Origin of the sequence: Nostoc sp. NMS4 (assembly GCF_017115095.1) — a bacterium.
GTDB lineage: Bacteria > Cyanobacteriota > Cyanobacteriia > Cyanobacteriales > Nostocaceae > Nostoc.
In genome coordinates this window covers 1-23,319 of the sequence record NZ_JABXKI010000119.1, presented here as the reverse complement: position 1 = coordinate 23,319, position 23,319 = coordinate 1, and the positions used below count along the sequence as shown (strand labels likewise).

At 42.1% G+C, this 23,319-nt stretch carries 24 protein-coding genes and 1 other RNA gene; 6 read left to right on the top strand and 19 right to left on the bottom strand.

Translation table 11 applies throughout. The annotated features are described in order from the left end of the window. Positions 1–356: 356 nt before the first annotated feature. The 3 genes from HWQ37_RS09355 (at position 357) to pstS (ending at position 3,749) form a co-directional block, all read left to right on the top strand. On the top strand, positions 357–1,097 hold the full coding sequence (locus HWQ37_RS09355; protein WP_292746134.1) for a cytochrome c biogenesis protein CcdA: 741 nt from the start codon (positions 357–359) through the stop codon (positions 1,095–1,097). A gap of 29 nt (positions 1,098–1,126) precedes the next feature. Next, on the top strand, positions 1,127–2,524 hold the full coding sequence (locus HWQ37_RS09350; protein WP_292746132.1) for a cytochrome c biogenesis protein: 1,398 nt from the start codon (positions 1,127–1,129) through the stop codon (positions 2,522–2,524). Positions 2,525–2,654: 130 nt separating this feature from the next. Beyond that, on the top strand, positions 2,655–3,749 hold the full coding sequence (pstS, locus tag HWQ37_RS09345) for a phosphate ABC transporter substrate-binding protein PstS (RefSeq protein ID WP_292746130.1): 1,095 nt from the start codon (positions 2,655–2,657) through the stop codon (positions 3,747–3,749). A gap of 37 nt (positions 3,750–3,786) precedes the next feature. Here pstS and queF read toward each other — a convergent pair whose 3' ends face one another. The 5 genes from queF to HWQ37_RS09320 all read right to left on the bottom strand — a co-directional run bounded on the left by queF (position 3,787) and on the right by HWQ37_RS09320 (position 5,638). Continuing rightward, positions 3,787–4,167, bottom strand: a complete 381-nt coding sequence (queF, locus tag HWQ37_RS09340; protein ID WP_292746128.1) for a preQ(1) synthase — start codon at positions 4,165–4,167, stop codon at positions 3,787–3,789. Positions 4,168–4,267: 100 nt separating this feature from the next. After that, complete coding sequence (locus tag HWQ37_RS09335) at positions 4,268–4,669, bottom strand: hypothetical protein (protein WP_292746126.1); 402 nt, start codon at positions 4,667–4,669, stop codon at positions 4,268–4,270. 159 nt (positions 4,670–4,828) lie between these two features. Next, positions 4,829–5,212 (bottom strand): phasin family protein, encoded by a 384-nt coding sequence (locus HWQ37_RS09330; protein ID WP_292746124.1) that lies wholly within the window; start codon positions 5,210–5,212, stop codon positions 4,829–4,831. A 25-nt stretch (positions 5,213–5,237) separates the two neighbouring features. Beyond that, an RNA gene (gene ffs, locus HWQ37_RS09325) (signal recognition particle sRNA small type) lies at positions 5,238–5,334 on the bottom strand. A 67-nt stretch (positions 5,335–5,401) separates the two neighbouring features. Next, a complete protein-coding gene (locus HWQ37_RS09320; protein ID WP_292746122.1) occupies positions 5,402–5,638 on the bottom strand; it encodes a YciI family protein in 237 nt (78 codons plus the stop codon). Positions 5,639–5,834: 196 nt separating this feature from the next. On the opposite strand from HWQ37_RS09320, the gene HWQ37_RS09315 reads away from it, so the two are divergent. Further along, positions 5,835–6,386 (top strand): 2'-5' RNA ligase family protein, encoded by a 552-nt coding sequence (locus tag HWQ37_RS09315; RefSeq protein ID WP_292746120.1) that lies wholly within the window; start codon positions 5,835–5,837, stop codon positions 6,384–6,386. Here HWQ37_RS09315 and HWQ37_RS09310 read toward each other — a convergent pair. The 7 genes from HWQ37_RS09310 to HWQ37_RS09280 all read right to left on the bottom strand — a co-directional run bounded on the left by HWQ37_RS09310 (position 6,312) and on the right by HWQ37_RS09280 (position 14,987). Continuing rightward, positions 6,312–7,757, bottom strand: coding sequence for an NB-ARC domain-containing protein (locus HWQ37_RS09310; protein WP_292746118.1), 1,446 nt, complete (start codon positions 7,755–7,757; stop codon positions 6,312–6,314). The two genes, HWQ37_RS09315 and HWQ37_RS09310, sit on opposite strands and share 75 nt — an antisense overlap. 296 nt (positions 7,758–8,053) lie before the next feature. Continuing rightward, positions 8,054–10,576, bottom strand: coding sequence for an ATP-dependent DNA helicase RecG (gene recG / locus HWQ37_RS09305; protein ID WP_292746116.1), 2,523 nt, complete (start codon positions 10,574–10,576; stop codon positions 8,054–8,056). 67 nt (positions 10,577–10,643) lie between these two features. Beyond that, entirely contained in the window at positions 10,644–11,489 is an 846-nt protein-coding gene (locus tag HWQ37_RS09300) for a hypothetical protein (protein ID WP_292746114.1), read from the bottom strand. A 233-nt stretch (positions 11,490–11,722) separates the two neighbouring features. After that, the gene (gene tsf, locus HWQ37_RS09295) at positions 11,723–12,667 is read right to left on the bottom strand and encodes a translation elongation factor Ts (protein ID WP_292746112.1); all 945 of its coding nucleotides are present in this window, start codon (positions 12,665–12,667) and stop codon (positions 11,723–11,725) included. Between the two features lie 214 nt (positions 12,668–12,881). Beyond that, positions 12,882–13,676 carry a 30S ribosomal protein S2 gene (gene rpsB / locus HWQ37_RS09290; protein WP_292746110.1) on the bottom strand — a complete coding sequence of 265 codons (795 nt, stop codon included), beginning with the start codon at positions 13,674–13,676 and terminating at the stop codon, positions 12,882–12,884. 215 nt (positions 13,677–13,891) lie between these two features. Then, positions 13,892–14,059 carry a hypothetical protein gene (locus HWQ37_RS09285; RefSeq protein WP_292746108.1) on the bottom strand — a complete coding sequence of 56 codons (168 nt, stop codon included), beginning with the start codon at positions 14,057–14,059 and terminating at the stop codon, positions 13,892–13,894. Between the two features lie 187 nt (positions 14,060–14,246). Beyond that, a complete protein-coding gene (locus HWQ37_RS09280; protein WP_292746106.1) occupies positions 14,247–14,987 on the bottom strand; it encodes a Uma2 family endonuclease in 741 nt (246 codons plus the stop codon). Positions 14,988–15,070: 83 nt separating this feature from the next. On the opposite strand from HWQ37_RS09280, the gene HWQ37_RS34600 reads away from it, so the two are divergent. Continuing rightward, positions 15,071–15,253 carry a hypothetical protein gene (locus tag HWQ37_RS34600; protein WP_363318095.1) on the top strand — a complete coding sequence of 61 codons (183 nt, stop codon included), beginning with the start codon at positions 15,071–15,073 and terminating at the stop codon, positions 15,251–15,253. Between the two features lie 71 nt (positions 15,254–15,324). Further along, the gene (locus HWQ37_RS09270) at positions 15,325–16,149 is read left to right on the top strand and encodes a hypothetical protein (RefSeq protein ID WP_292746104.1); all 825 of its coding nucleotides are present in this window, start codon (positions 15,325–15,327) and stop codon (positions 16,147–16,149) included. Positions 16,150–16,222: 73 nt separating this feature from the next. On the opposite strand, the gene HWQ37_RS09265 is transcribed toward HWQ37_RS09270, so the two are convergent. The 7 genes from HWQ37_RS09265 to psbP form a co-directional block, all read right to left on the bottom strand. Beyond that, positions 16,223–16,930, bottom strand: coding sequence for a DevA family ABC transporter ATP-binding protein (locus HWQ37_RS09265; protein ID WP_292746102.1), 708 nt, complete (start codon positions 16,928–16,930; stop codon positions 16,223–16,225). Between the two features lie 128 nt (positions 16,931–17,058). Next, a complete protein-coding gene (devC, locus tag HWQ37_RS09260; RefSeq protein WP_292746100.1) occupies positions 17,059–18,213 on the bottom strand; it encodes an ABC transporter permease DevC in 1,155 nt (384 codons plus the stop codon). A 109-nt stretch (positions 18,214–18,322) separates the two neighbouring features. After that, positions 18,323–19,747, bottom strand: coding sequence for an HlyD family efflux transporter periplasmic adaptor subunit (locus tag HWQ37_RS09255; protein WP_292746098.1), 1,425 nt, complete (start codon positions 19,745–19,747; stop codon positions 18,323–18,325). A 904-nt stretch (positions 19,748–20,651) separates the two neighbouring features. Further along, the gene (locus HWQ37_RS09250) at positions 20,652–21,389 is read right to left on the bottom strand and encodes a phycocyanobilin:ferredoxin oxidoreductase (RefSeq protein WP_292746096.1); all 738 of its coding nucleotides are present in this window, start codon (positions 21,387–21,389) and stop codon (positions 20,652–20,654) included. Then, positions 21,358–21,489, bottom strand: coding sequence for a hypothetical protein (locus HWQ37_RS09245; RefSeq protein ID WP_292746094.1), 132 nt, complete (start codon positions 21,487–21,489; stop codon positions 21,358–21,360). Before HWQ37_RS09245 ends, HWQ37_RS09250 begins: the two co-directional genes overlap by 32 nt. A gap of 38 nt (positions 21,490–21,527) precedes the next feature. Beyond that, a complete protein-coding gene (locus HWQ37_RS09240; protein ID WP_292746092.1) occupies positions 21,528–22,121 on the bottom strand; it encodes a Maf family protein in 594 nt (197 codons plus the stop codon). 146 nt (positions 22,122–22,267) lie between these two features. Beyond that, on the bottom strand, positions 22,268–22,813 hold the full coding sequence (gene psbP / locus HWQ37_RS09235; protein ID WP_292746090.1) for a photosystem II reaction center PsbP: 546 nt from the start codon (positions 22,811–22,813) through the stop codon (positions 22,268–22,270). Positions 22,814–23,319: the final 506 nt, after the last annotated feature.

The following is a 23,319-nucleotide window of genomic DNA, read 5'->3' as shown; positions in this document are numbered from 1 at the left end:
ACCGGTAGATACTGAGCAATTGCTCTCACTGTTGCGCGTTTGGCTATACCGTTAATGAGGGAGCAGCCCAATTTTGCTTAAATCTTTCCCCTCACCCCCAGCCCCTCTCCCAAAAATGGGAGAGGGGAGACATAATTCTAGTTCCCCTTCTCCCATCTTTGGGAGAAGGGGTTAGGGGATGAGGGCTATTAAGGTTTTTGCACATTTGGGATGCTCCCGTTAATGATGCGATCGCTTTTTGACGATCCTGAATTCTTCTTTGTTAAATTTAGATGGATCGTCACTTCTGCTAACTCAAAAACCAAAAGTAAGCTAAAATTCAAGCAGAGTAAGCATTTCCCGCTCATAAACTCCCCATGCTTGATAACCTGCAAACCCAAGTTTACCAACTAGAACAATTTGCCAACAGCCTTGTTTCTAACCAACTCACACACCTTAGCGTGGTGAGTATTGGTATCATCTTTACTGCTGGCTTGCTCACCAGTCTCACACCCTGTATGCTTTCGATGCTGCCAATTACTATTGGTTACATCGGTGGTTATGAAGCCAAAAGCCGCCTACAAGCAGCAGCTCAATCAACTTGGTTTGCTTTAGGTTTAGCAACTACACTCGCAGGGCTAGGAATTGTAGCAGGTCTTCTCGGAAAAGTCTATGGTCAAGTAGGAATTGGTTTGCCGATAATCGTCAGCATTATCGCCATTCTCATGGGGCTGAACTTATTAGAAGCACTACCTCTACAATTTCCATCCTTGAATGAAACGAATTGGATTTCGCCAGATTTGCCAGCCGGATTGCGTTCTTATTTGCTGGGGTTGACTTTCGGCTTAGTCGCATCTCCTTGTAGCACGCCTGTTTTAGCCAGCTTACTGAGTTGGATTGCTAGTACACAAGACTTAATTTTAGGCGCTGTTTTGCTACTTTCTTATACAGCCGGTTATGTAGCCCCGTTGATTTTGGCAGGTACTTTTACAGCTTCAATTAAAAAATTACTGGAATTGCGTCGCTGGTCTGCTTGGATTAACCCAGTTAGTGGGGCGCTGTTGGTAGGATTCGGTGTATTTTCCTTAATTTCTCGGATTCCCCTTGGCAGTTTTTAATATCAATACTTTGTTATATTTTACACATAATGACTTTAGAAGATTCAGCGTCCAAAGAATTGAAATGGTGGGCATTACCTGGGCAGTTCTTACGCCAAGAGCTTTTGCCTGTACTGACAAACTTGAGACTAGCGATCGCACTACTGCTATTGATTGCCATCTTTAGCTCCACGGGTACTGTAATCGAGCAAGGTCAGTCACCTGCATTTTATCAAGCCAACTACCCAGAACATCCAGCTTTATTTGGTTTCTTAACTTGGAAGGTAATTCAAGTAGTTGGATTAGACCACGTATATCGTACCTGGTGGTTTCTAGCATTACTCATTTTATTTGGCACTAGCTTAACGGCTTGTTCATTTACTCGTCAGTTACCCGCCTTAAAAGCTGCCCAGCGCTGGAAATATTACGAAGAACCACGACAATTTCAAAAGCTAGCTTTAAGTACAGAACTAGATACTGGTTCCCTAAATTCTCTCAGCGAAATATTACAGAAACACCGCTATAAAATTTTTCAAGATCCAGAAAAAGAAAATCTCCTTTACGCCCGCAAAGGAATAGTCGGACGCATCGGCCCAATTATCGTTCATATTGGCATCGTCGGTATTTTGTTAGGGGGAATTTGGGGAGCGATGACTGGGTTTTTGGCTCAGGAAATGGTTGCTAGTGGCGATACATTTCAAGTGACAAATATTGTCGATGCTGGGCCTTTAGCCGCCAAAATCTCGAAAGATTGGTCTGTGCGCGTCAATCGTTTTTGGATTGACTACACACCATCGGGTGGGATCAATCAATTTTATTCGGATATGTCTGTCTTGAATAATCAGGGAAAGGAAGTTGACCATAAGAAGATTTTTGTCAACGAGCCTCTGCGCTATCATGGCATCACTTTCTATCAAACTGATTGGGGAATTGCAGGTGTTCGCGTCCAATTTAACAACAGCCCGATTTTTCAGCTTCCAATGGCGCAATTGAACACCAACGGTAACGGGCGGATTTGGGGAACGTGGGTTCCTACTAAACCAGATTTGAGTGAGGGTGTTTCCCTGTTAGCCAAAGACTTACAAGGGATGGTATTAATTTATGATGCCACTGGCAAACTTGTTGATACAGTCCGCACGGGAATGTTTACCGAAGTTAATGGCGTGAAGCTGAAAATTCTGGATGTCATTGGTAGCACTGGCTTACAAATTAAAGCCGATCCAGGGATACCAGTTGTTTACACAGGGTTTGGCTTGCTGATGCTGGGTGTAGTGATGAGTTACTTTTCTCACTCGCAAATCTGGGCATTGCAAAAAGGCGATCGCTTGTACGTTGGTGGTAAAACTAATCGCGCCCAAGTTGCTTTTGAACAAGAGGTTTTAGATATTTTAGATCGGCTGAGTTCGCAGCCAAAAGGTGAGGAGAAAGAAGCGGCGATTGAAGTTTAAACGCAAAGGATCGCATTCGCAAAGCGTCTCGCAGAGAAGGAAATCGCAAAGGAACGCAGAGGATTACTTTGTGTACCTTTGCGTTAACCTCTGCGTTTCAAAATTATTTACTAGAGGTATTTATTAAACATTGGAACAAAAGATTTCTATATCTCAACTTCAATCTAAGAGACGGGTTTCCCTTCTACCCTTAATCGCTATCTTATTGAGTATTGCTTCTTGCACTCCGAATCATCGAAACACCAAACATATTTCCCTTGTTGGAACTGGGGCAAGTTTTCCTGCACCTTTGTACGAGCGCTGGCTTTCAGATTATAACGATCAAAATCCCGATGTGGAAATTAACTATCAAGCTATAGGAAGCAGTGCTGGAGTGCAACAGCTCATCGACGGTACTGTAGATTTTGCAGCTAGTGATGTGGGAATTACAAGCGAACAAGCAGCCAAGATAAAACGGGGAGTAATTGCTTTGCCAATAACTGCTGGTTCTATTGTGCTAGCTTATAACCTCACAGCAGTTGCACAGCAGTCGCCTCAAGTCAATGTACCAACTGGTTTAAAGCTGTCACGCCAAGTTTACGTAGATATCTTTCTCGGAAAAATTACAAATTGGAATCATCCTAGAATAGCCGCAGCTAATCCAGGGGTAAGTTTGCCCGATTTACCAATTCAAGTTGTACACCGAACTGATGGTAGTGGAACTACAAGCGTGTTAACACAACATCTAAGCGCCATCAGCCCAGAATGGAAAAGCAAAGTTGGGGCTGGTAAATCTGTCGCATGGCAAGTGGGAATTGGTGGAAAGGGTAACGAAGGTGTTACCGCCCTGATTCAACAGATACCAGGAGCTATTGGCTATGTAGAATACATTTACGCCAAACAAAATAAGCTTCCTGTGGCTGCTTTAGAAAATAAATCTGGTAATTATATTACACCGACACCAAAATCTGTAGCACAAACTTTAGAAGCAGTGAAATTACCCGATGATAACTTGATTGCTTTTGTCACCGATCCTACAGATGCCCAGTCTTATCCCATCGTCACTTACAGCTGGCTTTTAACTTATCACCAATATCCCAACCGAGTCAAAGCTCAAGCGCTGAAAAACTTTGTGAATTGGGCTGTGATTGACGGGCAAAAATCTAGTTTGGAACTTGGGTATATTCCTTTGTCTAAAAAAGTTGTGCTTCAAGTGCAATCTGCTGCCAAGAAAATTGCTGAATGAAGCCGATTAATCCCATTTGCATCCATCAGTGATGATGTTACTTTTTGTGACGCACTTCAACCACAGTATGTACATTCCCGCGAGGCGTAAAATCTGCTTTTACCGTGACTTCTAAAGGATCGCAAGCAGCCACAAAATCATCTAAAATTTGATTGGCAGATTCTTCGTGGGAAATGTAGCGATCGCGGTAACTATTAATATAAAGTTTAAGGGCCTTCAATTCCACTACCCGTTCATCAGGCACATAGCTAACATAAATTGTCGCAAAGTCAGGATAGCCGGAAAATGGACATTTACAAGTAAATTCCGGCAAAGTGATATTAATGTCATATCGCCTCCCCACACGCGGATTCGGAAAGGTAATTAGTTTACCTTCGGCAATGTCGCGTTCGCCATACTTCATTTCTTGGTTTGTCATTTGTCATTTGTCATTTGTCATTAGTTATTCTACTTATCTTTACGTCCTTTTAGTAATTTTGTAGCTTGTTAACTCTTAACTCCTAACTCCTAACTCCCACTCAATACTCTTCCTTCTCCCAGTCTGGACAATTCTCATCTTCACAACCGTGAGGATGCATAGCGCAAACTAATAAATTACCACCATAAACTTGGCCGTGGTAGTGACTACAACCGATACAAGCAGGATTTTTCTCAGATGTGGGTTCAACTGAGTAAGGAAAACCCGGATCGACATCTGCTACAATATCTTCCAGTTCCCAGTAAGCTTCTAACATGGGTTCAGCAAAATCTTGTAAATACTGATCGACTTCAGTGACAATATTGTTGTGTACTTGCTCGGTGACTTCTTCCGTTAGCTCAAAAAATGCGTCTACCACTTCACTCATTCCCAGGAAGAAACGCTCTACTTCATCAGCCACTGTTTCGACGATTTCTACTAAATCCTTTTGCCACTGTTCCATAAACTTGACACCTTTGCAGGTTATAAACAGGACGCTTTGTGTCATCTGGCTGGAAGCACTAGAATACACACTAGGCAATGTATCTTATCAAGTTTTTATCCAAAGTGTCATGTCAATATGCCACTTGTTACTGATATTTCGCTCGAAAAATGATTTTTGTTAATCACGTTGCAATCGTTTTAACTCGTCTTGCAGGTTTAGCACTTCTTGGCGTAATTTATCTACATTCTCATCATTTGAAGCCTCTTTTACCGTTGGCTCTTCATCTTCCTCTAAAATTTCAATCCGGCGGGGTTCAGAAGGGGGTGTTTTTTCAGAGGTTTCGGCAGATGCTTGGGGCTGTTGGGCTTGCTTCATCATCTCTTCAACGAAGCGGCGGGCTTCTTCTGTACTCATTTCGCCCTTTGCCACCATTTCATCTGCCAGTTTTTGGACTTGCGATCGCACTTCCGCTAATTTTCCCCCTGCTCTCTCACCTGCGTAAGAAGCTAATCCAACACCGAGGTAAAAAGCTTTTTGAACAATATCTCCAAAACCAGGCATGGTTGCTGAAGGCTCCTAAAAATAAGGCGACCCGGAGACTACGCCTACCACAAGCCTCCCGTGTTGCTGCTACCTTCCGGTTCTGACAAGATTTGGGTGTTGCGATCGCATAGATCCAGGTCTTCTAAAAGAATAACATGAAAAGTCAGTAAGTGTGTGTCATTCCATAACAATTCGCCATTCATAAAGCTAATAGTTGACGCAGCCGTGCAGCACCAAGGGATCATCAGCCACAATCGCTTCTGCTTCCTCCTTTGAGGCCGCCTCAAACAGCAACATTCCGCCTTTTTGCTCCACCCAATAGCCTGTTCGCGCTTTGTGTCCTTTAGCAATCAAATCTTGAATGTAGGCTTTGTGGGCAGGTATATATTGGTCAAAGGTAGGTTTATCAACTTTCCCTTCTTCTATTTTGACAAACCACGGCATTGGCTTCTTAACTCCAGTTACAACAAACAGCCTACGTAAAGTACCCACAGCTGATTCAGAGTACCGAATACAATAAACCTTGAGTCAAGTGCATTATCGCTTTAGCCTAACGCACCGCTATATCTGTAATATCTTTTGGGCGTTTTCCGTTCAAGACTCAACAGCAATGATTTCCTAATCCAAAATCCAAAATTGAATGAGCCGTTTTTTTATTGCCCTTCTACCACCACAAGACATTCAAGACTACGCCAACGAGATTAAGCAGTACTTTGCCGATCGCTATGCTAGTAGCGGCGCACTAAAGTCTCCACCTCATATTACCCTGCAACCGCCCTTTGAATGGGCAGATGCTAACTTACCACTGTTAGAAGCATCCTTGAAGGAGTTTGTCAGTGGACAACAGCCAGTAGCAATTACACTCAAAGGGTTTGATGCTTTTGCGCCTCGTGTCGTATACATTAATGTCATCAAAAGTCAAGAGCTTTTAACTTTGCAAGCTGATTTAATGGCTTATACAGAAAGCAACTTGGGAATTGTTGACACGGTTTCTAAAACCCGCCCTTTTGCACCCCATTTAACGGTTGCATTTCGGGATTTAACAAAGCAGAATTTTAAAGCTGCTTGGCCAGAATTTGAAAATCGTCAGTTGCATTTTGAGTTTACTGCTGACAAATTAACCTTGCTGCTTCATGACGGTAAGCGCTGGAATATCAAACGAGAGTTTGTTTTTTTCTCTGGTAGTAATTGAGCGATGTTTTTGTGATGTGCGCTGGCTATCTTGGATATTGGCTCTAATTTTTTTTTGGACTAATTGGTGATTTATATATTCTCTAATCATTGGGGATACAGATAAAAGATTAGCATTTTGTTCTATTAAAGAGCGTTCTTGTAAAGATTCCAAAATATCTAGTAATTGTGATGTTTGTATAGTAGGTAATATTTGCGATCGCATCTCTGAAAGTGAAGCTCGCTGAGAATTATTTCCTAACCACTCAATAATCATATTTTCCGTATCTGACAAATGTTTAAAATGCTCTTTTAAAAGCTGAGTAATCTCACCAAAAACTAATGTTTTTTGGTTTAAAAACTCCGAAATATTACCGTCAAATAACTTATCAATTTTGTTAAAGGCTATATTTAATACCAATGGATTACCAGCATAGCTCTCAATGAGTTGATGCCAATCACCAATTGAACCGCAAAAAGTACCCTTAGTTTGAAAGATTTCTTCTACTTCTGTGATTTGTAAGCCTTTGAGTTGCAATGCTCGAACTGGTAAATTTTCTCCTATCAGTCGCCTAATTTCTCGCGGCTTTTCCTGACTTGTCAGCACCAAAGAGCTTTGATGAAGTGTTTGTCCCACTCGTTTTATCAGTTCGCTATAACCCTCATAACCTTGACGATAATATCCAATATCATATTTACCTGAAGCATTTTGTAAAATTGTCTCTAGATTATCTAATATCAATAAACAGCGAGCATTTTTTAAATAATGAATCAACAGTGAAATTCTGTCGTCTAAAGTTTTTGGTAAATTAGTTTCCTCCCCTTTTGATAAAAGTTGAATTAGATCGGCTAGCATATCTTTGACTGATGGAGCATTGCGAAGACTGCGCCAAATTACAAACTCAAACTTATCTTGAATTTGCTTTGCTAGCTTTACTGATAAGCTGGTTTTACCCATGCCATCCATACCGAACAAAGTCACTAGTCGGCAGTGTTCTTCGAGAATCCAGTGTTCTAGTGTCGTTAGTTCTGCTGTGCGTCCTAAGAATACAGAGATATCGGGTGCTTCGCCCCAATCAGTAAAATTTTGGATTGAATGCTGACTACTGGTTACTTCATCAGTTTGAGGTAATTGATAATCACTTGGCTCAAGTAATAAATTAAAAGCCCGAAAACAGCTATTTAGAGTTTGCTTGTCAACTCCCACTTGGCAATGAAATACCTTCATCAGCGTATCTGAATCTAAGCGAGTGCGATCGCTTAAATCTTCCAAAGTGTAACGTTTATCTAAGTTTTCCCAACTTTCTGCCTGACATTTCGCCGTTTGAAGTTTCTGAAATCCTTGAGGTGTAAGAATAACACCCCGTTTGCGCTTGCGTTGTAGTGGATTCATTACTGTCCCTTAAGTTTTGTACTCATAAAGTAATAGTGAGCAGTTAGCGCCTGTAATATGCGGCAAATATCTACTCCACTTAAGAGGGTGCTACAAAAACGAGATGTGCTTTTCCTGAAATCAGGTTTGTTAAATATTATGAATATTAGAAATCTGATGTGTGTTTTCGGGTGGAACCGTTGGAAACTACTGAAGCTAAAAATTCGGAAGAGTGAGGAGTAATTTTAGATACACGGTTAATAACTCCATAAAGCGATCGCAGTACAGAAGCAAGTGTTTATAATAATGCTACTTAATTATGTCAAAATCGCTCCACCCATTAACCGCTCATACCGATACTTCAACTCTTCTTTCATCAAATACCAACGCTCTAAAGTTGCATCCATTTCTATTATTTTCTCAGCTGCTTGTCGCGCTAAAAGTAAAACTTCCTCATCGTCAACCAAACTCGCCAAGGTAAAATCTGGCACTCCCGACTGGCGAGTTCCCAGTACTTGCCCAGGGCCACGAAAACGCATATCCATCTCGGAAATGAAAAAACCATCCTGAGATTGTTCCAGCACCTTCAATCGTTGTTGAGCATCAGGACTCCTAGAACTGCTCATCAATAAACAGTAGGACTGAGCCATGCCACGACCAACACGCCCGCGCAATTGGTGCAGTTGTGATAGTCCAAATCGCTCTGCATTTTCAATGAGCATCACTGTAGCGTTAGGCACATCTACACCAACCTCAACAACGGTAGTAGAAACCAAAATTTGCGTTTGGTTATCACGGAATTTGGTTATCGCTTCATCCTTTTCGGCTGAACTCATGCGACCATGCAGCAGCCCCACTTGAAAATCAGGAAAAACGCTTTCCTGTAGCTTTTGATGCTCGTCAACAGCCGATCGCAAATCTAATTTTTCCGATTCTTCCACCAAAGGCAAAACCACATAAACTTGTCTCCCTTGGACAATTTCTCGCCGGATTAGGTCGTAAGCATGGTTGCGTTGCTGACCTGATAATACTGTTGTCTGAATCTTTTGCCGTCCTGGTGGTAACTCATCAATTTGGCTGACATCCAAATCCCCGTGTATCGTCAGTGCCAAGGTTCGGGGAATCGGGGTAGCCGTCATAGTTAATACATGGGGTTGCTCGCCTTTTTGCTGCAAACGCGCCCGTTGTTCTACCCCAAAGCGATGCTGTTCATCGATCACCACTAACCCTAGTTGCTGGAATTTTACAGGGTCTTGAATCAAGGCATGAGTTCCTACTAACAGAGGTAATTCACCAGTTCCTAACTGAGAATGTATTTGTCTTCGTTTAGCAGTTTTTGTCGAACCTGTCAGTAATTCCACTGGTAAATGGAGGAGATTAAACCAACCAACTAACTTACGATAATGTTGTTCCGCCAAAACTTCTGTGGGAGCCATCAGCGCCGCTTGGTAGCCAGATTGAATTGCTGCAAGGATAGCTAACACAGCAACGACTGTTTTCCCAGAACCAACATCACCTTGCACCAAACGATTCATTGGCGCAGGTTTTTGTAAGTCGTTGAGAATATCGTTGAGAACTCGTTGCTGTGCGCCAGTGAGTTGAAAAGGAAGTATTTCGTAGAATTTTTCTACAAGTTGACCGCGTGGGACGAGGATGGCGCTGGTTTGAATTGCCCTTGCTTGCTGTTGACGTTGCAGTAACCCAAGTTGCAGATAGAAAAATTCATCAAAAACTAGGCGACGACGGGCAACTTGTAAGGCGGCGCTATCGCTAGGAAAATGGATATTAGCGATCGCATCTTTTAATTCCATCAAACCATACTTCTGCCGCAAACCACTTGGCAAAGGGTCTTTCAGGTTAGCCGCAGCCGGTAAAGCAGCAATTACCGCCTGTCGCACTGTATTCGCCACCACGCCCTCAGTCAGTCCATAAATTGGCACTACCCGCCCAATATTTAGCGACTCAATGGAATCTCCTGGATTTGCCAAAACCTCTAATTCTGGATTATCCAGTGTCAAGCCATATTTACTTTCTTTCACCAACCCACACGCCGCCAGAATGCTACCTACTGGATAACGGCGTTTTAAACTTTCTTGCCAAGCGCGGCTGCTAAAGCGCGTACCTGCGTAAAAACGGCCAATTTTGATTTGACCGCTATTATCTTTTACTACCAATTCTAAAATTGATAATTTCTGATTTTTAGGGCTAGTAAAGCAGTTGCAACGCTTCACTGTAGCCACGATTGTCACCGTCTCACCCGCCTGTAACTCGCGGATATTCACCTGACGCGCATAATCAATATGGTCACGAGGATAATAAAAAAGCAAGTCGCGGACGGTATGTAAACCAAGCCTGGCCAAATTATCAGCTTTTTTAAAGCCTATTTCTGGTAAATCGCTGAGTTTTTGCTCAATTTTCGGTGCAAGTCTCCGACTCACCTCAGTAACAATTGGAGATTTTGGGTCGTACCTTTGGTGCGCTGGAAGCGCAACTTGAGTTTTAGATTCATAAATTCTCCCCTGCTCCCCTGCTCCCCTGCTCCCCTGCTCCCCCTCCTTCCTCTGCTCCTCTTGCTGTAGTTGCGAAAGATACCTGCGAGTCTCTGCTACTAAATGCTGCCTTTCTTCCAGTGCTAGATGTGGATAACTAGCAAATTGCACCGCTAATCCTTGCCAACGGCGGCGTTCAGTTTGGGGTAAGCCTGTTGGGAATTTGCCCAAAGTTAGGCTCAGAAATTCACTGAAACGGTATTCTCTGCCCATCAAGTCTGTAAAGCCACGTTCAGCTTCTATTGCCAAGGCTTTGTGCAATCGTATCCAATCTGGTTTTTCATTAGTCATTGGTCATTGGTCATTGGTCATTAGTCATTGGTCATTGGTCATTGGTCATTTGACTCTCGACAAATGACTAATCCTCAAACCAACTAGCGCGCCATGCAGCTTCAGCTTCAGCAACTGCCTTTTCTTTATATCTCTTTTTATACTCTCTTCCTAGCTTGTTTAGCTGAACTAAAATACTGCGGATTCGCTTGCGCTCAGAGGAAAGTGTCACATCAGCAAATTCAATTTCTCCTAGCCGCAGGTTAATAGCCATGATTTGAGTCAGTCCAGAATCTTCTGACTGTTGCTCATTTTCAATTTCAATTACTAAGTTTAATAAATTGGGTGGCCCTGGCATGACCTCAGCTGATGCTTCTGATGCCGCCGCCGCCGCCGCTAAAATTGGTTCTGGTAATTTTTTGGGTAATACCCCAGCTTTTTGTAATAAAAGATTAGCATCATGCGAAAGTTTTTTCAGTGTCTCTTGGGTGGCCTCTTCTAATTTCTGTTGCCATTTTGCCAGTTCTATAGGATCGGATGTGTGAACAGTAAGATATTGAGAATTAGAGGTGTCGATAAATAGTGAAGATGAAGAGGATATTACTTCCTCATCTCCCTCATCTCCCTCATCTCCCTCATCCTCCCCTGATTCTTCACTTTCAAGATAAACGAGCAATTGCTCACCTGCCAGTTGACCCAACTTACGAATAGCTTGTTGCAATTGTTGGCGCTGATTCAATGACAAATGCAGAAAGTTTTCGGGATATCCTTGGGTACAGAGGTGGTAACTAGCGAGAATTAACTGTTTGCGTACAGCTAACCCCAAGGTTTTTAGATAACTAGCATAAGCCCTTTCTAGTTCGACTGCGATCGCTCGGATCGCTTCTTTGAGTGCTGCAATATCCTGCTCAATTCGCTCGATTGCTCTTGCCATATTTTTTCACTCTTGCCCATCTGAACCATTACATAGTACAAATGTACAAATTTATTTTAGGATAAATTTCCAAAGGATTTTAGATTTTAAATTAAATACGATATTTCGCATCTTTACTAAATAAAAGACAGGTCAGGCTATTTGCTTGACCTGCTTTTTAAAGAATCATTAGTCATTCGTCATTTGTCCTTGGTAAAGACTAATGACTAATGACCAATGACCAATGACTAATATTACTTAGTGCCTATTTGTGCAGCGACTTCATCAGCAAAGCTCATTTCTTGCTTTTCAATGCCTTCGCCCAGTATATAACGGACAAAGCGAGTCACTTGAATCTCTTCGCCTAATTGTGCCTTCACTTGCTTGATCAAGTCTTCCACGGAAATACTCTGATCGCGAATGTAAGGCTGATCGAGCAAGGTCAATTCTTTCAGGCGTTTTTCAATCCGTCCCTGAACAATCTTTTCTTTGATGTTTTCGGGCTTGTTCGCCAAATCATCCTTGCCCATTTCAATGTCTTTTTCTTTTTGGGCAATTTCGGCGGGGATTTGGTCTACGCTCACATACTCGACATTGGGACAAGCCGCAACTTGCATTGCAGTGTTCCGTGCCAAAGTTTGGAACTCTGAATTAGTAGCCACTGACTCAGTTTGGGAAGCCAGTTCTACTAATACACCAACTCGACCGCCAGTATGAATGTAGCTGTCTACAACACCTTGCGTTCCCTCTGTTATTGCAAAATTAACAAAGCGACGCACTTGGATATTTTCACCAAGGGTGGCAATGGTTTGCTTGATGGATTCTTCTACAGTTGCACTTTCATTCTCAATATAGGGTTGAGCCAACAAAGACTCAACACTATCAGCTGTCGTTGCTTGCTTTGCTAGATTCTTAACTAAAGCTTTAAAAGCCTCGTTACGAGCAACAAAGTCGGTTTGGCAGTTGACTTCGATGAGTACACCCACTCGACCACCGGGCTGAATGTAAGTGTCTACTAGACCTTCTGCCGCAATGCGATCGCTTTTTGCTCCCGCCTTAGAGATGCCTTTTTTCCGTAGCCAGTCTGCGGCTTCTTCTACGTTGCCTTCAGTCTCAATCAGCGCCTTTTTGCAGTCCATCATGCCGGCACCAGTTTTTTGGCGTAGCTCTTGGACGAGTTTTGCAGATATTTCCGCCATGTTGCCTCAATTCCTAACTTGACCTCGAGTTGTAATCACTCACCTAATTTAGTACTGAGTGCTGAGTTTTGAGTGGTGAGTTTTGAGTGTTCAGTTATCAATTTTATTCTTCATTGACAAATCAAAACTTACAACTTCAAAAATCAAGACTCAGCACTATTCAATTTGCTGAGTCTTTCTATCTTACTCAGCACTCAGCACTCAGCACTCAGGACTATTCTTCTGTTTCCTCGTCGGGAATTACGGCATCAGTATATTCGGTTTCTTCGTAGTCTTCGTCATACTCACCACCGTCGTAATCTTCGTCATACTCTTCAGCATCCAGCTGACCGTGACGACCTTCATAAATGGCATCCGCTAATTTTCCGACTATCAGCTTAATCGATCTGATCGCATCGTCATTTGCTGGGATGGGTATATCTACTACATCTGGGTCACAGTTTGTATCCAGCATGGACACAATGGGAATATTCAGCTTTTGGCATTCTTGAACTGCGTTATATTCCCGCCGTTGGTCTACAATTACCACGATATCGGGTACTTTCCGCATTGTTTTAATGCCACCCAAGTATTTCTGAAGCTTCGTCATTTCCCGACGCAGCATTGATGCTTCTTTTTTCGGTAATAAATCTAGTGCGCCAGTTTCTTCACGGCGTTCTAAATCTTTCAGACGGTCAACCCGTGTTTTGATGGTTGCCCAGTTGGTCAACATTCCGCCCAACCAACGTTGGTTAATGTAGTGGGAACCGCAACGACTGGCTTCTTGGGCAATAATTCCAGCTGCTTGCCGCTTGGTGCCAACAAAAAGAAATTTCTTCCCTTGTTCTGCGTGCGATCGCATGTAGTTGTAAGCATTATCCATCAACTGGGCAGTTTGCACCAAGTCGATGATATGCACGCCATTGCGGGAAGTATAAATGTAAGGAGACATTTTTGGGTTCCAACGCCGGGTCTGATGCCCAAAGTGAACCCCTGACTCCATCATTTGAGCCAATGAAACTACTGGCATATATTTTTCAACTCCATTCGGGTTAAACCTCCATCCAAGTGCATTTCCCAATGGGGAAACACCCGAATTCTCAGATGTGCGAGATTAGTTAACCATACTAGGTTAGCATATTCCGAAGAGTTATAGTTGCTTGACCGAGTGAGGTCAATAAAATAGTACTGCCTACTCAACTATCGGGGCAGCACTAGTAATCAAAATCTTGCCGTTTTAAAGGTCTATTCGCGGTCTTCTCGATCTTTGGGTTTGGGTTTTTGTCGCCGTTGTGCGATCTGATTGTCGATAGTTTCTCTCATTTTGCGATCGGCAGCGTTCATCGCAGAACTCTTAAAGCGGTTGATTATGCTACTGAAGAAGTTGCTAAAGAATCTTTCAATTTCTTGCATGATTTTATACCCAAGTATTTAGAGAATGACTCTACAAAACAGTCTCGTCAATCAAATTAGTATTGTTGAGACTTACCAGATTGAAACACGCTAGAGATTCATCTATTGTATTCTTTCTCAGGTAATAAATGTGGCAAACACACAGCTAACAAATTGTCTACTTGTTTATAAGACTTACTAGTGTATGTTACTCAATAGTATCAGGGTCTACATTTAGCGATCGCAATCTTGCCTTTAATTGTTCTATCTGCAATTGAGCCTGTTCTGCTCGTTGGCGTTCTTGTTCTGCTCGTTGGCGTTCTTGTTCTGCAAGTGCTTCTGCTTGTTGTCTTGCTAAAACTTCTTGCCCTAAAGCCTCTGCGAGTTCACCAGGGATCAGTAATTTTTCCCCTGTATCCTCTCGGTAAAACCCAATTAGCCTTTCCTCAACTACCAAACGTAGTTGTAACGGCTCACTACGTCCATCCTGTATGGGTTCGTAGATTTCTCCCCGCAAACGATAGCCACGTAACCGTTGTTCCACCCACTCGCCTTTCGGGTCAAATAGCCAGTATTCCTTGACACCTAGTTGCTCATAGAGGGTTTTTTTAAAGATTTCGTCTTGTCCTTTAGTACCAAAGGATGTCATTTCAAAAATAACTGTGGGTACTTGACCCTCTTCCCAGATTTTATAATTGTCCCTACCGCCCGGTGCAACATCAAAAATTACCATCACATCTGGGGCTACCCGCAATTTGGGAAAGCCTTGTGCATAATAAAGAAATTGATTTGCCAATACTGTTGCCTGACGATTTGCCAGATACTGTTTCAGGACTTCTAAAGTAGTTAGCAAGACATAAAGGTGGTCGTAGGTTTCTGCCACTGGTTGACCATCAGCGCTGGGGTAGAAGATTTCTGATTCGACATTAACAGGTAAAGTAGCGGTCATGGTTTTAAACTCAGTGCTACAAGATTATTGTAGAACAACTCTACTTCTCCCTAACTTGGGATGTGCAGTTGAGCTAAATCGGAATGGATGTTAAAACTATTGGTTTCTGGTTTGCAGGTGGAAAGTACAAACCACCATTTTCTGCGATCGCACCTAATACTGGTATAAAATTACTCAATCTAATTACCCACCTAGCAGAACGTCCGGTGACAATTAGCACCTTAATTTCAGCTGCGGCTAAATCTTCAGGATGTAAAAAATATTAATCATACAGCAAGATGAACTTAAAGATTTGGGCATCCTAAACATCAGGAGTCAAGTTTTTCAGTTTCCAACCATGTCCACCTCAATGTTTCTTGCCCAATCCTCTGGGAAAAAGACTACTAAAAAGGCATCCCAGGAAGTGCCAGCAAGTAATCCTCAAATACCACCATTATTGTTGGTAACTTCTGGAGGACTGGCTTTAGTGGTGATTGCTTTGATTGTATATATTAAACTCCAGAAGGATAAGCTGGAGAAAAAACTTAAGTTTGAACAATTCCGCGCCCGAGAACTAGAGAAAAAGTTTAAGCTGGCGCTGGAAACAATTCGCAAAATGGAAACTAACCCCGATTTGGTGAACTCACGGGACTTTAACCTAGATTATCTGCGAATGCGGATGTCAGAGGAGGTGTTTCATTTTGCAATTCTTAATCAAATAAAGATTCAGATCAAAGAAAAAATTTCTCAAGCCCTGCGTCCAAGTCAAGCCCAACAAGGATCGGTCGGGATTGCTAATAGCGCTGGACGGCAAGTAGATGAAATTTTTGATGTTGAGTATGAGGCTGGTAGTGCGGGGAATTCTGCTAAACGAGTGCTGTTTCGGATTCAAATCAAGTTAATGAAGTTACCGACACAGGCAACTTCTGCGACTATTAGTCAAATTATTGACTGTATAGAAACTTACCTAAGCCCCATAGAAGACGAAGATAGTTGGCAACCAATAATTCAAGGTCGGATTGCTACCATGCACTGGGATCAAAAGGCTAAACCTACACCTCTACTGGTGCTGGAACAATCAAATGAAGGCGTGAATGTGACTTTTCGTACTACTCGCCAACCAAATACCCCAACTCCGCCCAAGTCATCTGGAATTAAAAAATCAGGTTCGGCTAGACAATAAATTATGGCTGTCATTGGTCATTGGTCATTAGTCATTGGTCGTTCACAAAGGACAAATGACTAATGACTAAAAATCATGACTGAATAACTGTATTTGAGGAATTACGGGTTAAAAGGCCATCTTCCATTTCGACGATGCGATCGGCTATGTCTAAGATACGGTTGTCGTGTGTCACTAATAAGATAGTAGTTCCCTGATTTTTGGCTAGACTCTGCATTATTTCCACAACATCACGTCCTGATTGTTTGTCTAATGCTGCTGTTGGTTCATCTGCTAGTACCAAGGGGGGACGATTCACCAAGGCGCGGGCGATCGCAATTCTTTGCTTTTGTCCACCAGAAAGATTGTCTGGGTAATAATCAACTCGTTCTTCTAGACCAACAGACCCCAGCATCGCTTTTGATTTAGCTATTGCTTCTGTTTGAGAAATATTATTATTCAATTCTACCGCCATTTGCACATTTTGCTTGGCTGTCAAGAAACCTAGCAAATTATGAGCTTGGAAAATATAACCAATGTTGCGTCGCATCTGCACTAGTTTGTTTTGACTGACACCAACTAGTTCTTCACCTAAAAATTTTAAACTTCCCTCTTGTACAGACCGCAAACCACCAATTAAGCTCAGTAATGTTGTTTTACCTGAACCTGATGGCCCGGTCATAATTACAATTTCTCCCGGATAAATTTCTAGGTTGATGTCAAACAATATCTGTTTTCTCAGTGCGCCTTTGCCATAGAAGTGGTTGAGATTTTTAATGGCGATTACAGGTTCTTTTTCCATGATATTTTTGTTAGTTATAAATTAGTAGTTCCAAAATTTAACTGTAGTGACTGCCAGAAATTAAATTTGCTTAGTTATTACCATAGATCAAACTTATTGTTAACATATTATAATTAATATTAAATTAATTAGAAAATATCTGCTGGATCGGCAGAGCGTAATTTTCTCACTGCGATCGCACCAGAAATAATGCACATCAGCGTAGTCAAAATTAACACCATTACGGCTCGGTCAAAACTCATAAAAACTGGTAAAAGTGTTGCAGTTCTGGCGCTGTTATACATAAATAAGGCAAAGATTATTCCCGGAAAATAGCCTAAAATTGCTAATAATAAAGCTTCTTGAAGAATGACCGTCAATAAATAGTTTTGTGTATAACCTATTGCCTTGAGAGTAGCATACTCAGCTAAGTGGTCGGCAACTTCTGTATAAAGAATTTGATAAACAATCACAGTCCCGACAATGAAACCCATCACAGTCCCTAATGTGAAAATAAACCCAATAGCTGTACTATTTGCCCAGTAACTCCGCTCAAAATCAATAAATTCTTGTTTAGTTAAAACATTTACCTCTTTAGGTAAATATTTTCGTAATTCTTGAGCAACAACGTTAGCATCTGCTCCCGGCTTTAATCTAATTAGCCCAATATCAATTAATCCTTTTTGACGATTGTTGAATATTCGCAAAAAGTTTATATCACTCGTTATTAAATTACCATCTGCGCCAAATGATGCGCCTAATGTAAATAGCCCTTCTACTTTAATTCGCCGCCTTCGCACCTCTGCTGTTACAGGCTTTCCTTGGTCATAATTAGCAGCGATCGGGCCATACTCCACCCTAGAAGAACGGTCAAATAGAACTACATCGGGTAGTTTAAGCTTATCTAAATTTTCCTGAACTCCAGGTAAGTTAACTAAGTTAGTTTCTGGGTTCATTCCAAATATTAGGATGCTCCGAGGACGACCGGTTACAGGATTTTTCCAGATTGTAAAGTCTAAATATATCGGATGTACTGATTGAACTCCGGGTAATTCTAAAGCTTTATATAACCGTCGTTGAGAAAAGCTTCTCATCGCCAATATAGCGTTAGATTGACTATTAATTAAAACAATATCGCCTTGCAAACTGTTATGGAATCGAACGTTACTATAATACAGAGCATCCCGAAAACCGAGTTGCATAAACATTAAAATATCAGCAAAAGCAATTCCTGCTAAAGCTACAGCTAGGCGAGTTTTTTCCCTTGTCAGTTGTAGCCACGACAGAGGTATTTTTTGATTCATTTTATAGGCATCCAAGCACAGTTAAGATAATTCGTAATTCGTAATTAAGAACATTCTCAATCCAAAATATCAAATCGTAAATTGGTGTTGCTGCTCGCCTATAACTTAATTAGTTATTAATATCGATAACAACTTTGGCGTAAGTTAAACCAGAAACTTTCTGGCTATCTTCTGGAGACAGAGCAATTTTAACTTCTACAACTCTGGCATCCACATCTGCTGCTGGATCTGTATTCAGTACATCTTTTTTACCAATTTTTCTGCCAATTTCAGTGACAGTTCCCTTTAATTCGCCGCTAAATGCACCGTTATCGCTGGTGATAGTCGCATTTTGACCAAGACGCACTTTACCAATACTGTCTTCAGCAACTTCAGCGATCGCAAACATTTGATTGGTTTGGCCAATTTCCGCAATGCCATTTGCGCCGATCGCTTCACCCGATTTGGTGTAAACCTTTAAAATCTCTCCAGCGATTGGTGCTTGAACGTAGCTTAACCTTAGTTCTGCTTCGGCTTTTCTGACATTTGCGATCGCATTACTAACTTGAGCTTGGGCTACTTGCACATCGGTAGGACTAACATCTAAAATTCTGCTCAGTTTGGCCTTTTCTTCATCGATTTGTCTTTGCAAAGTTGCTAAAGTTTTGTCACGGTTAACTTTCGCTTCGATTAACTGCTGTTGCAATGTTGCTAAATTTTGGATTTGGTTCGCTCTAGCCTCAGCAAGTTGCTGTCGCAAGGTAGCCAATGTCTGCTTTAGGGTAGCTTGGCTTTCAGCCACCTGTTGACTAGAAGTTACTGCACTCAAGCGTCTACTATCCCGCTCTTGCTGAGAAATCGCACCTTCTTTGTATAAATAATCATAGCGTCCAGCATCAACTTGGGCATTGCGCTGTTGGGCTTGAATACGTGTAAGCGTTGCTCTGAGAGCTTCTTTTTGCCCACTAAGTTCAGCTTCTAGGCGATTTACTGTTGCTTGTTGGACAAGTTTATCACCACTTAACTGAGCTGCAACCCGTGCGATTGTTGCTTGTTGACCATCCCTTTCCCCAAGTAACTGTGCTTGTAGACGAGCAATAACTGCTCTTTGGGCTTGAATATCTCTTGGAGATCCAGCCCTAACTTGCGCTAAATTTGCCCGGGCTTCTTGGACTTTCGCTTTTGCCTCTTGTAGTCCGGCTATTTGGGTATCGCGGTTGTCCAAAATTGCCACAATTTGACCTTGCCTTACCTTTTCGCCCTCTTTCACCAGAAGTTGCTGAATTCGTGACGATGGCGCTAACCCTGATGATGGGGCGGACAATTTAACAACTTCGCCTCGCGGTTCCAAACGCCCGACAGCACTAATGCTATTGGTAGATGGCATTACAGGTACGGATGTAGTTAGTTTTCTTAACTGCTCGATTTTAGCCGTACCTAGTATCCCCGCAGCGATTACTACTGGTACGGCTACAGCGATACCCCACCAAATCTTAGGTTGTTCATGATTAAGTGTCTGCTCACTTGGCTTTGGCTTTTCAGTCACCCTTGACATAGTATGTTGCCCATTTACCTGAATTGTGCTGATGGAAGTAAAAATAAAAGGGTTTTTTATCAACAGCCAGCTGTTAGGACAAACAACAGTGGTTTAAAGCTGGGTATGGCTTAAAATCCATTGTGTGATGAACGTTCAACACTATGGCTTTATAAAATGGTGTTTTCTATAGCCGCTCATGATGTATGCAATACACTTTGACCTCTCTCCAAACCACTAGGCTTTGAGGCTTACTAGGGGGCGGGGTTAGGTCTGTATTGAAACTGAGAAGCGCTATAGTAGCTGGCTATTCAATAACTCTGAGTATTATTGAGACATGAGTGCAATGAGAGTTAGCAGAATTCACAAGCAGTATGAATCTAGATGTAGAGATGGTATATATCACGTCTTTACACAAAATTCTAAATTGGTATGATGCGGTACTTTACTGCTACATTTACTACTAGTCTGTCAAGAAATAATTGACGAATAAATTTTGTGTAGAGACGGCGATTTATCGCGTCTCTCCAACCGTCAAAATGGGTTTGACAGACCACTACGACTATAGTTAATCGCAAAATTGAAAAGAAACATCAAAAATAGACTGTTGCCTTTGTTGGACACAATCTTGCTACAAAAGTTAGTCTTCCTTAAGTGAATCAACGATTAACTAACTAAAAAATGTCTGTCAACTTGAGCATTCTTAACATCAGAGTTTCCTTAACTTTTTGGTCAATGAGTTAGCTGTCTGTAATTGCTTGCACCTACCAAGACAACAAACCATTTTGTGATATTCGCTTCAAAGACCTTGTTATTCTCCCTGTTGCTGTTTTGGGACTCCATTAAACTCTCGTTGAATGAATTCTACATTTATCCGTTACCTGAAAACGTAACAGAGCCTACAGATGGGGAGATGGGGGAATGATTAAGTTGGAAGGTCGAATAAAACTGTGGTCATGTAATGTTCTGCCCAAGCTGGGCCAAAGGCTTTTTCTAGTACGCGGCGGGTTTTATCGTTTTGCTGCTGTTTGGTGCAGTAGTTGTGTTGTCCGGCAAGATTTTGGGTTACTTGTTCAACTGAAACGGGACGTGAGGCGATCGCTTGAGTACAATGAATTTCTAAGAAGTCTCGCACCCGTGAGAGAAACATTGTTTCTTCTTCAGGGGAACTAGGGCGGACAAAGATACAAAAATCTGAAAAAATATTTCCCCATTCTGGCAATTCACGGGGTTGGGAAAAATTAAGCACTGTTAGCTGTGTCAGTGCAGTACTATAAGATTCTGGTAAGGTGCGTTCTAAGTGTATGGGAGAAAGGTCTGCGATCGCTGCACTAATTTGACCTCTACCCCCAACTAAATCACAACCAAACATCGGCAGGTTGTATTCTGGACGGGGAAACATAACGCAGTGCAAGATATCCAGCATATTGCCGATTTTCGCCAGTTCCAAGTGCATTTTCCGAAACTGGGGCGTTTGATAGCAACGGTTTTCAATCGTCAGTTTTTCGCCTTCTAGTCTACCTTCCACATACCCCAACTCATCAGGCAAATGGTAGGGCGATAAATCCAGGTGCTGATGCCAAGCTGCCTCAATACAATCAGCTAGCTGACGAATTAGGGGATGTTGTTGCTCACGCAGCGAGGGCATAGAAGTAAATGACATAAGCTAGTTGGGAATGCGATCTAGTGGCCAGTCTACAACCTGTCGTGCCATAGCTGTTATGGTCTGCAATATAAGCAAACACTTGATGGTCATTTGTCATTTGTCATTTGTCATTTGTGAATGCCCAATGCCCAATGGCTATTGCCAGAAATCAGTAACATCGTATCCTAATTCCGCTAGCATCTGCCGGAGCAGGGGTAAACTGAGTCCAATTACATTGCTGTGGCAGCCTTCAATTTTTTCCACGAAGAAACTACCAAAACCCTCAATGGCAAAGGCTCCAGCACATTTGAGCGGTTCACCTGTGGCAACATAAGCTTCAATGGCGCGATCGCTCATTTGGGCAAAGTAAACTCTTGTAACTTGAGACTTGACTAAAGTACGATTTTGGTCATGGTCAATTAAGGCATGACCTGTGTACAAGTCGCCAAAGTTACCTTGCATTATCTGCCAACGTGCGATCGCTTCCGAGATATCTGCTGGTTTGCCGTAAATTTCACCATTCATCGACAAAACTGAATCACAACCCATAATCAAAGCCGATTCAAATTGCGGGGCTACAGTTTGTGCCTTGTAGTCGGCAAGAGTTTTGACCAATTCTGCTGGATCACTTAGTTCAATTTGCGACTCATCAAAGTCACTTGGTAGAACTATCGGTTCAATACCAACAGTTTGCAGCAAGCGGTGTCGGGCTGGGGAAGCTGAAGCAAGTACAAAAGGTGGAATTTTCATGAGATTTTAGAAAAATTTGTTAATTGGGCGTTAGTAGTGCTGAGTGCTGAGTTAGGAGTTAAGAGTTAGGAGTTAAGAGTTTTGTTTATCTCCTTGTCTCCCTTGTCTCCCTCATCCCCCTCATCTCCCCAGTCCCCATTTCCCAATTAATAGACAGAAAAAGAATTGACAACCTCATCAATCATTCGTTTGACTTTCTGCCAGCGTTTTTCAGGAATTGAGGCGTTGAAGGTAAAAAGTTTACCACGGCTCACAGCAACACTAGCGATGTTGTGACGTTGCTGTTGATTGGGGAGTTTAACCTCATACTCTAAAAGGTAGTATGTTTTACCGTCTACTTCTCGCTGTGCAGCATTGACTAATTCCGCCGAACGGCCAGAGTCAGGAGGCGCGAGAGCTGCTTTTCCTAATTTGTATCCTACTTCTGTTGGGGTTCCCAACTCTGACAAAGTTTTGCCTTCAGGAACTGGGCTAATCACAACCGAAACATTTTCAGACACCTCAATCAAATCGTGGAAAACCACATCTGGTCCATTGGCAACTTTAACTGGTAGCCAGCCGTTAGGATATAAAAACTGATAGCCATCACCACTGTCTACAAAGCTTTTGAGTCCAGCCGCAGCCGCTACATCCGAATTACTCAGACTGAAGCTCAACACCAATAGCAAAATTAATACAATTCGTTTCCACATTTCTACAGATTCCTTTGGGCTGGAGATAACACAAGGCTTGCATCATTTCTCGTCTTTATTCTCCCACCAACCGGGACGCTTCGGATAATGCATTAGATGGTGAGGGATGATCTGCTGGTTGCCCTAATTAGCGATCGCACTTTTAACTGTCTTAAATGTCTTAGAGGCAGGGCTATTTCGTTCTAGACATAAATCGCCCTGAACTAAAGTTCTGGGCTAATAGCTAAAGTCCGTTAAAACGGACTATAACCTTCTTTTAGTCGTCTTTAGACGACTTTCGCTATTAGACTCAGAATTCATTCTGAGGCGGACTAGATGAGAATGAAATAGCCCTGCACTTAAACCCTAATTTTAAAATAGGAGAGGCAGATAATTCTACCTCTCCTATATAGGGATAGACAAATTACTTGAACTATCCCATGATTAATTCCAACTAACTAGACTTAGTATCTGTTGGGTTTGTGAACAAGAAAGCTAAGAATTTGGCACTGCTTGATGTTGTCAAA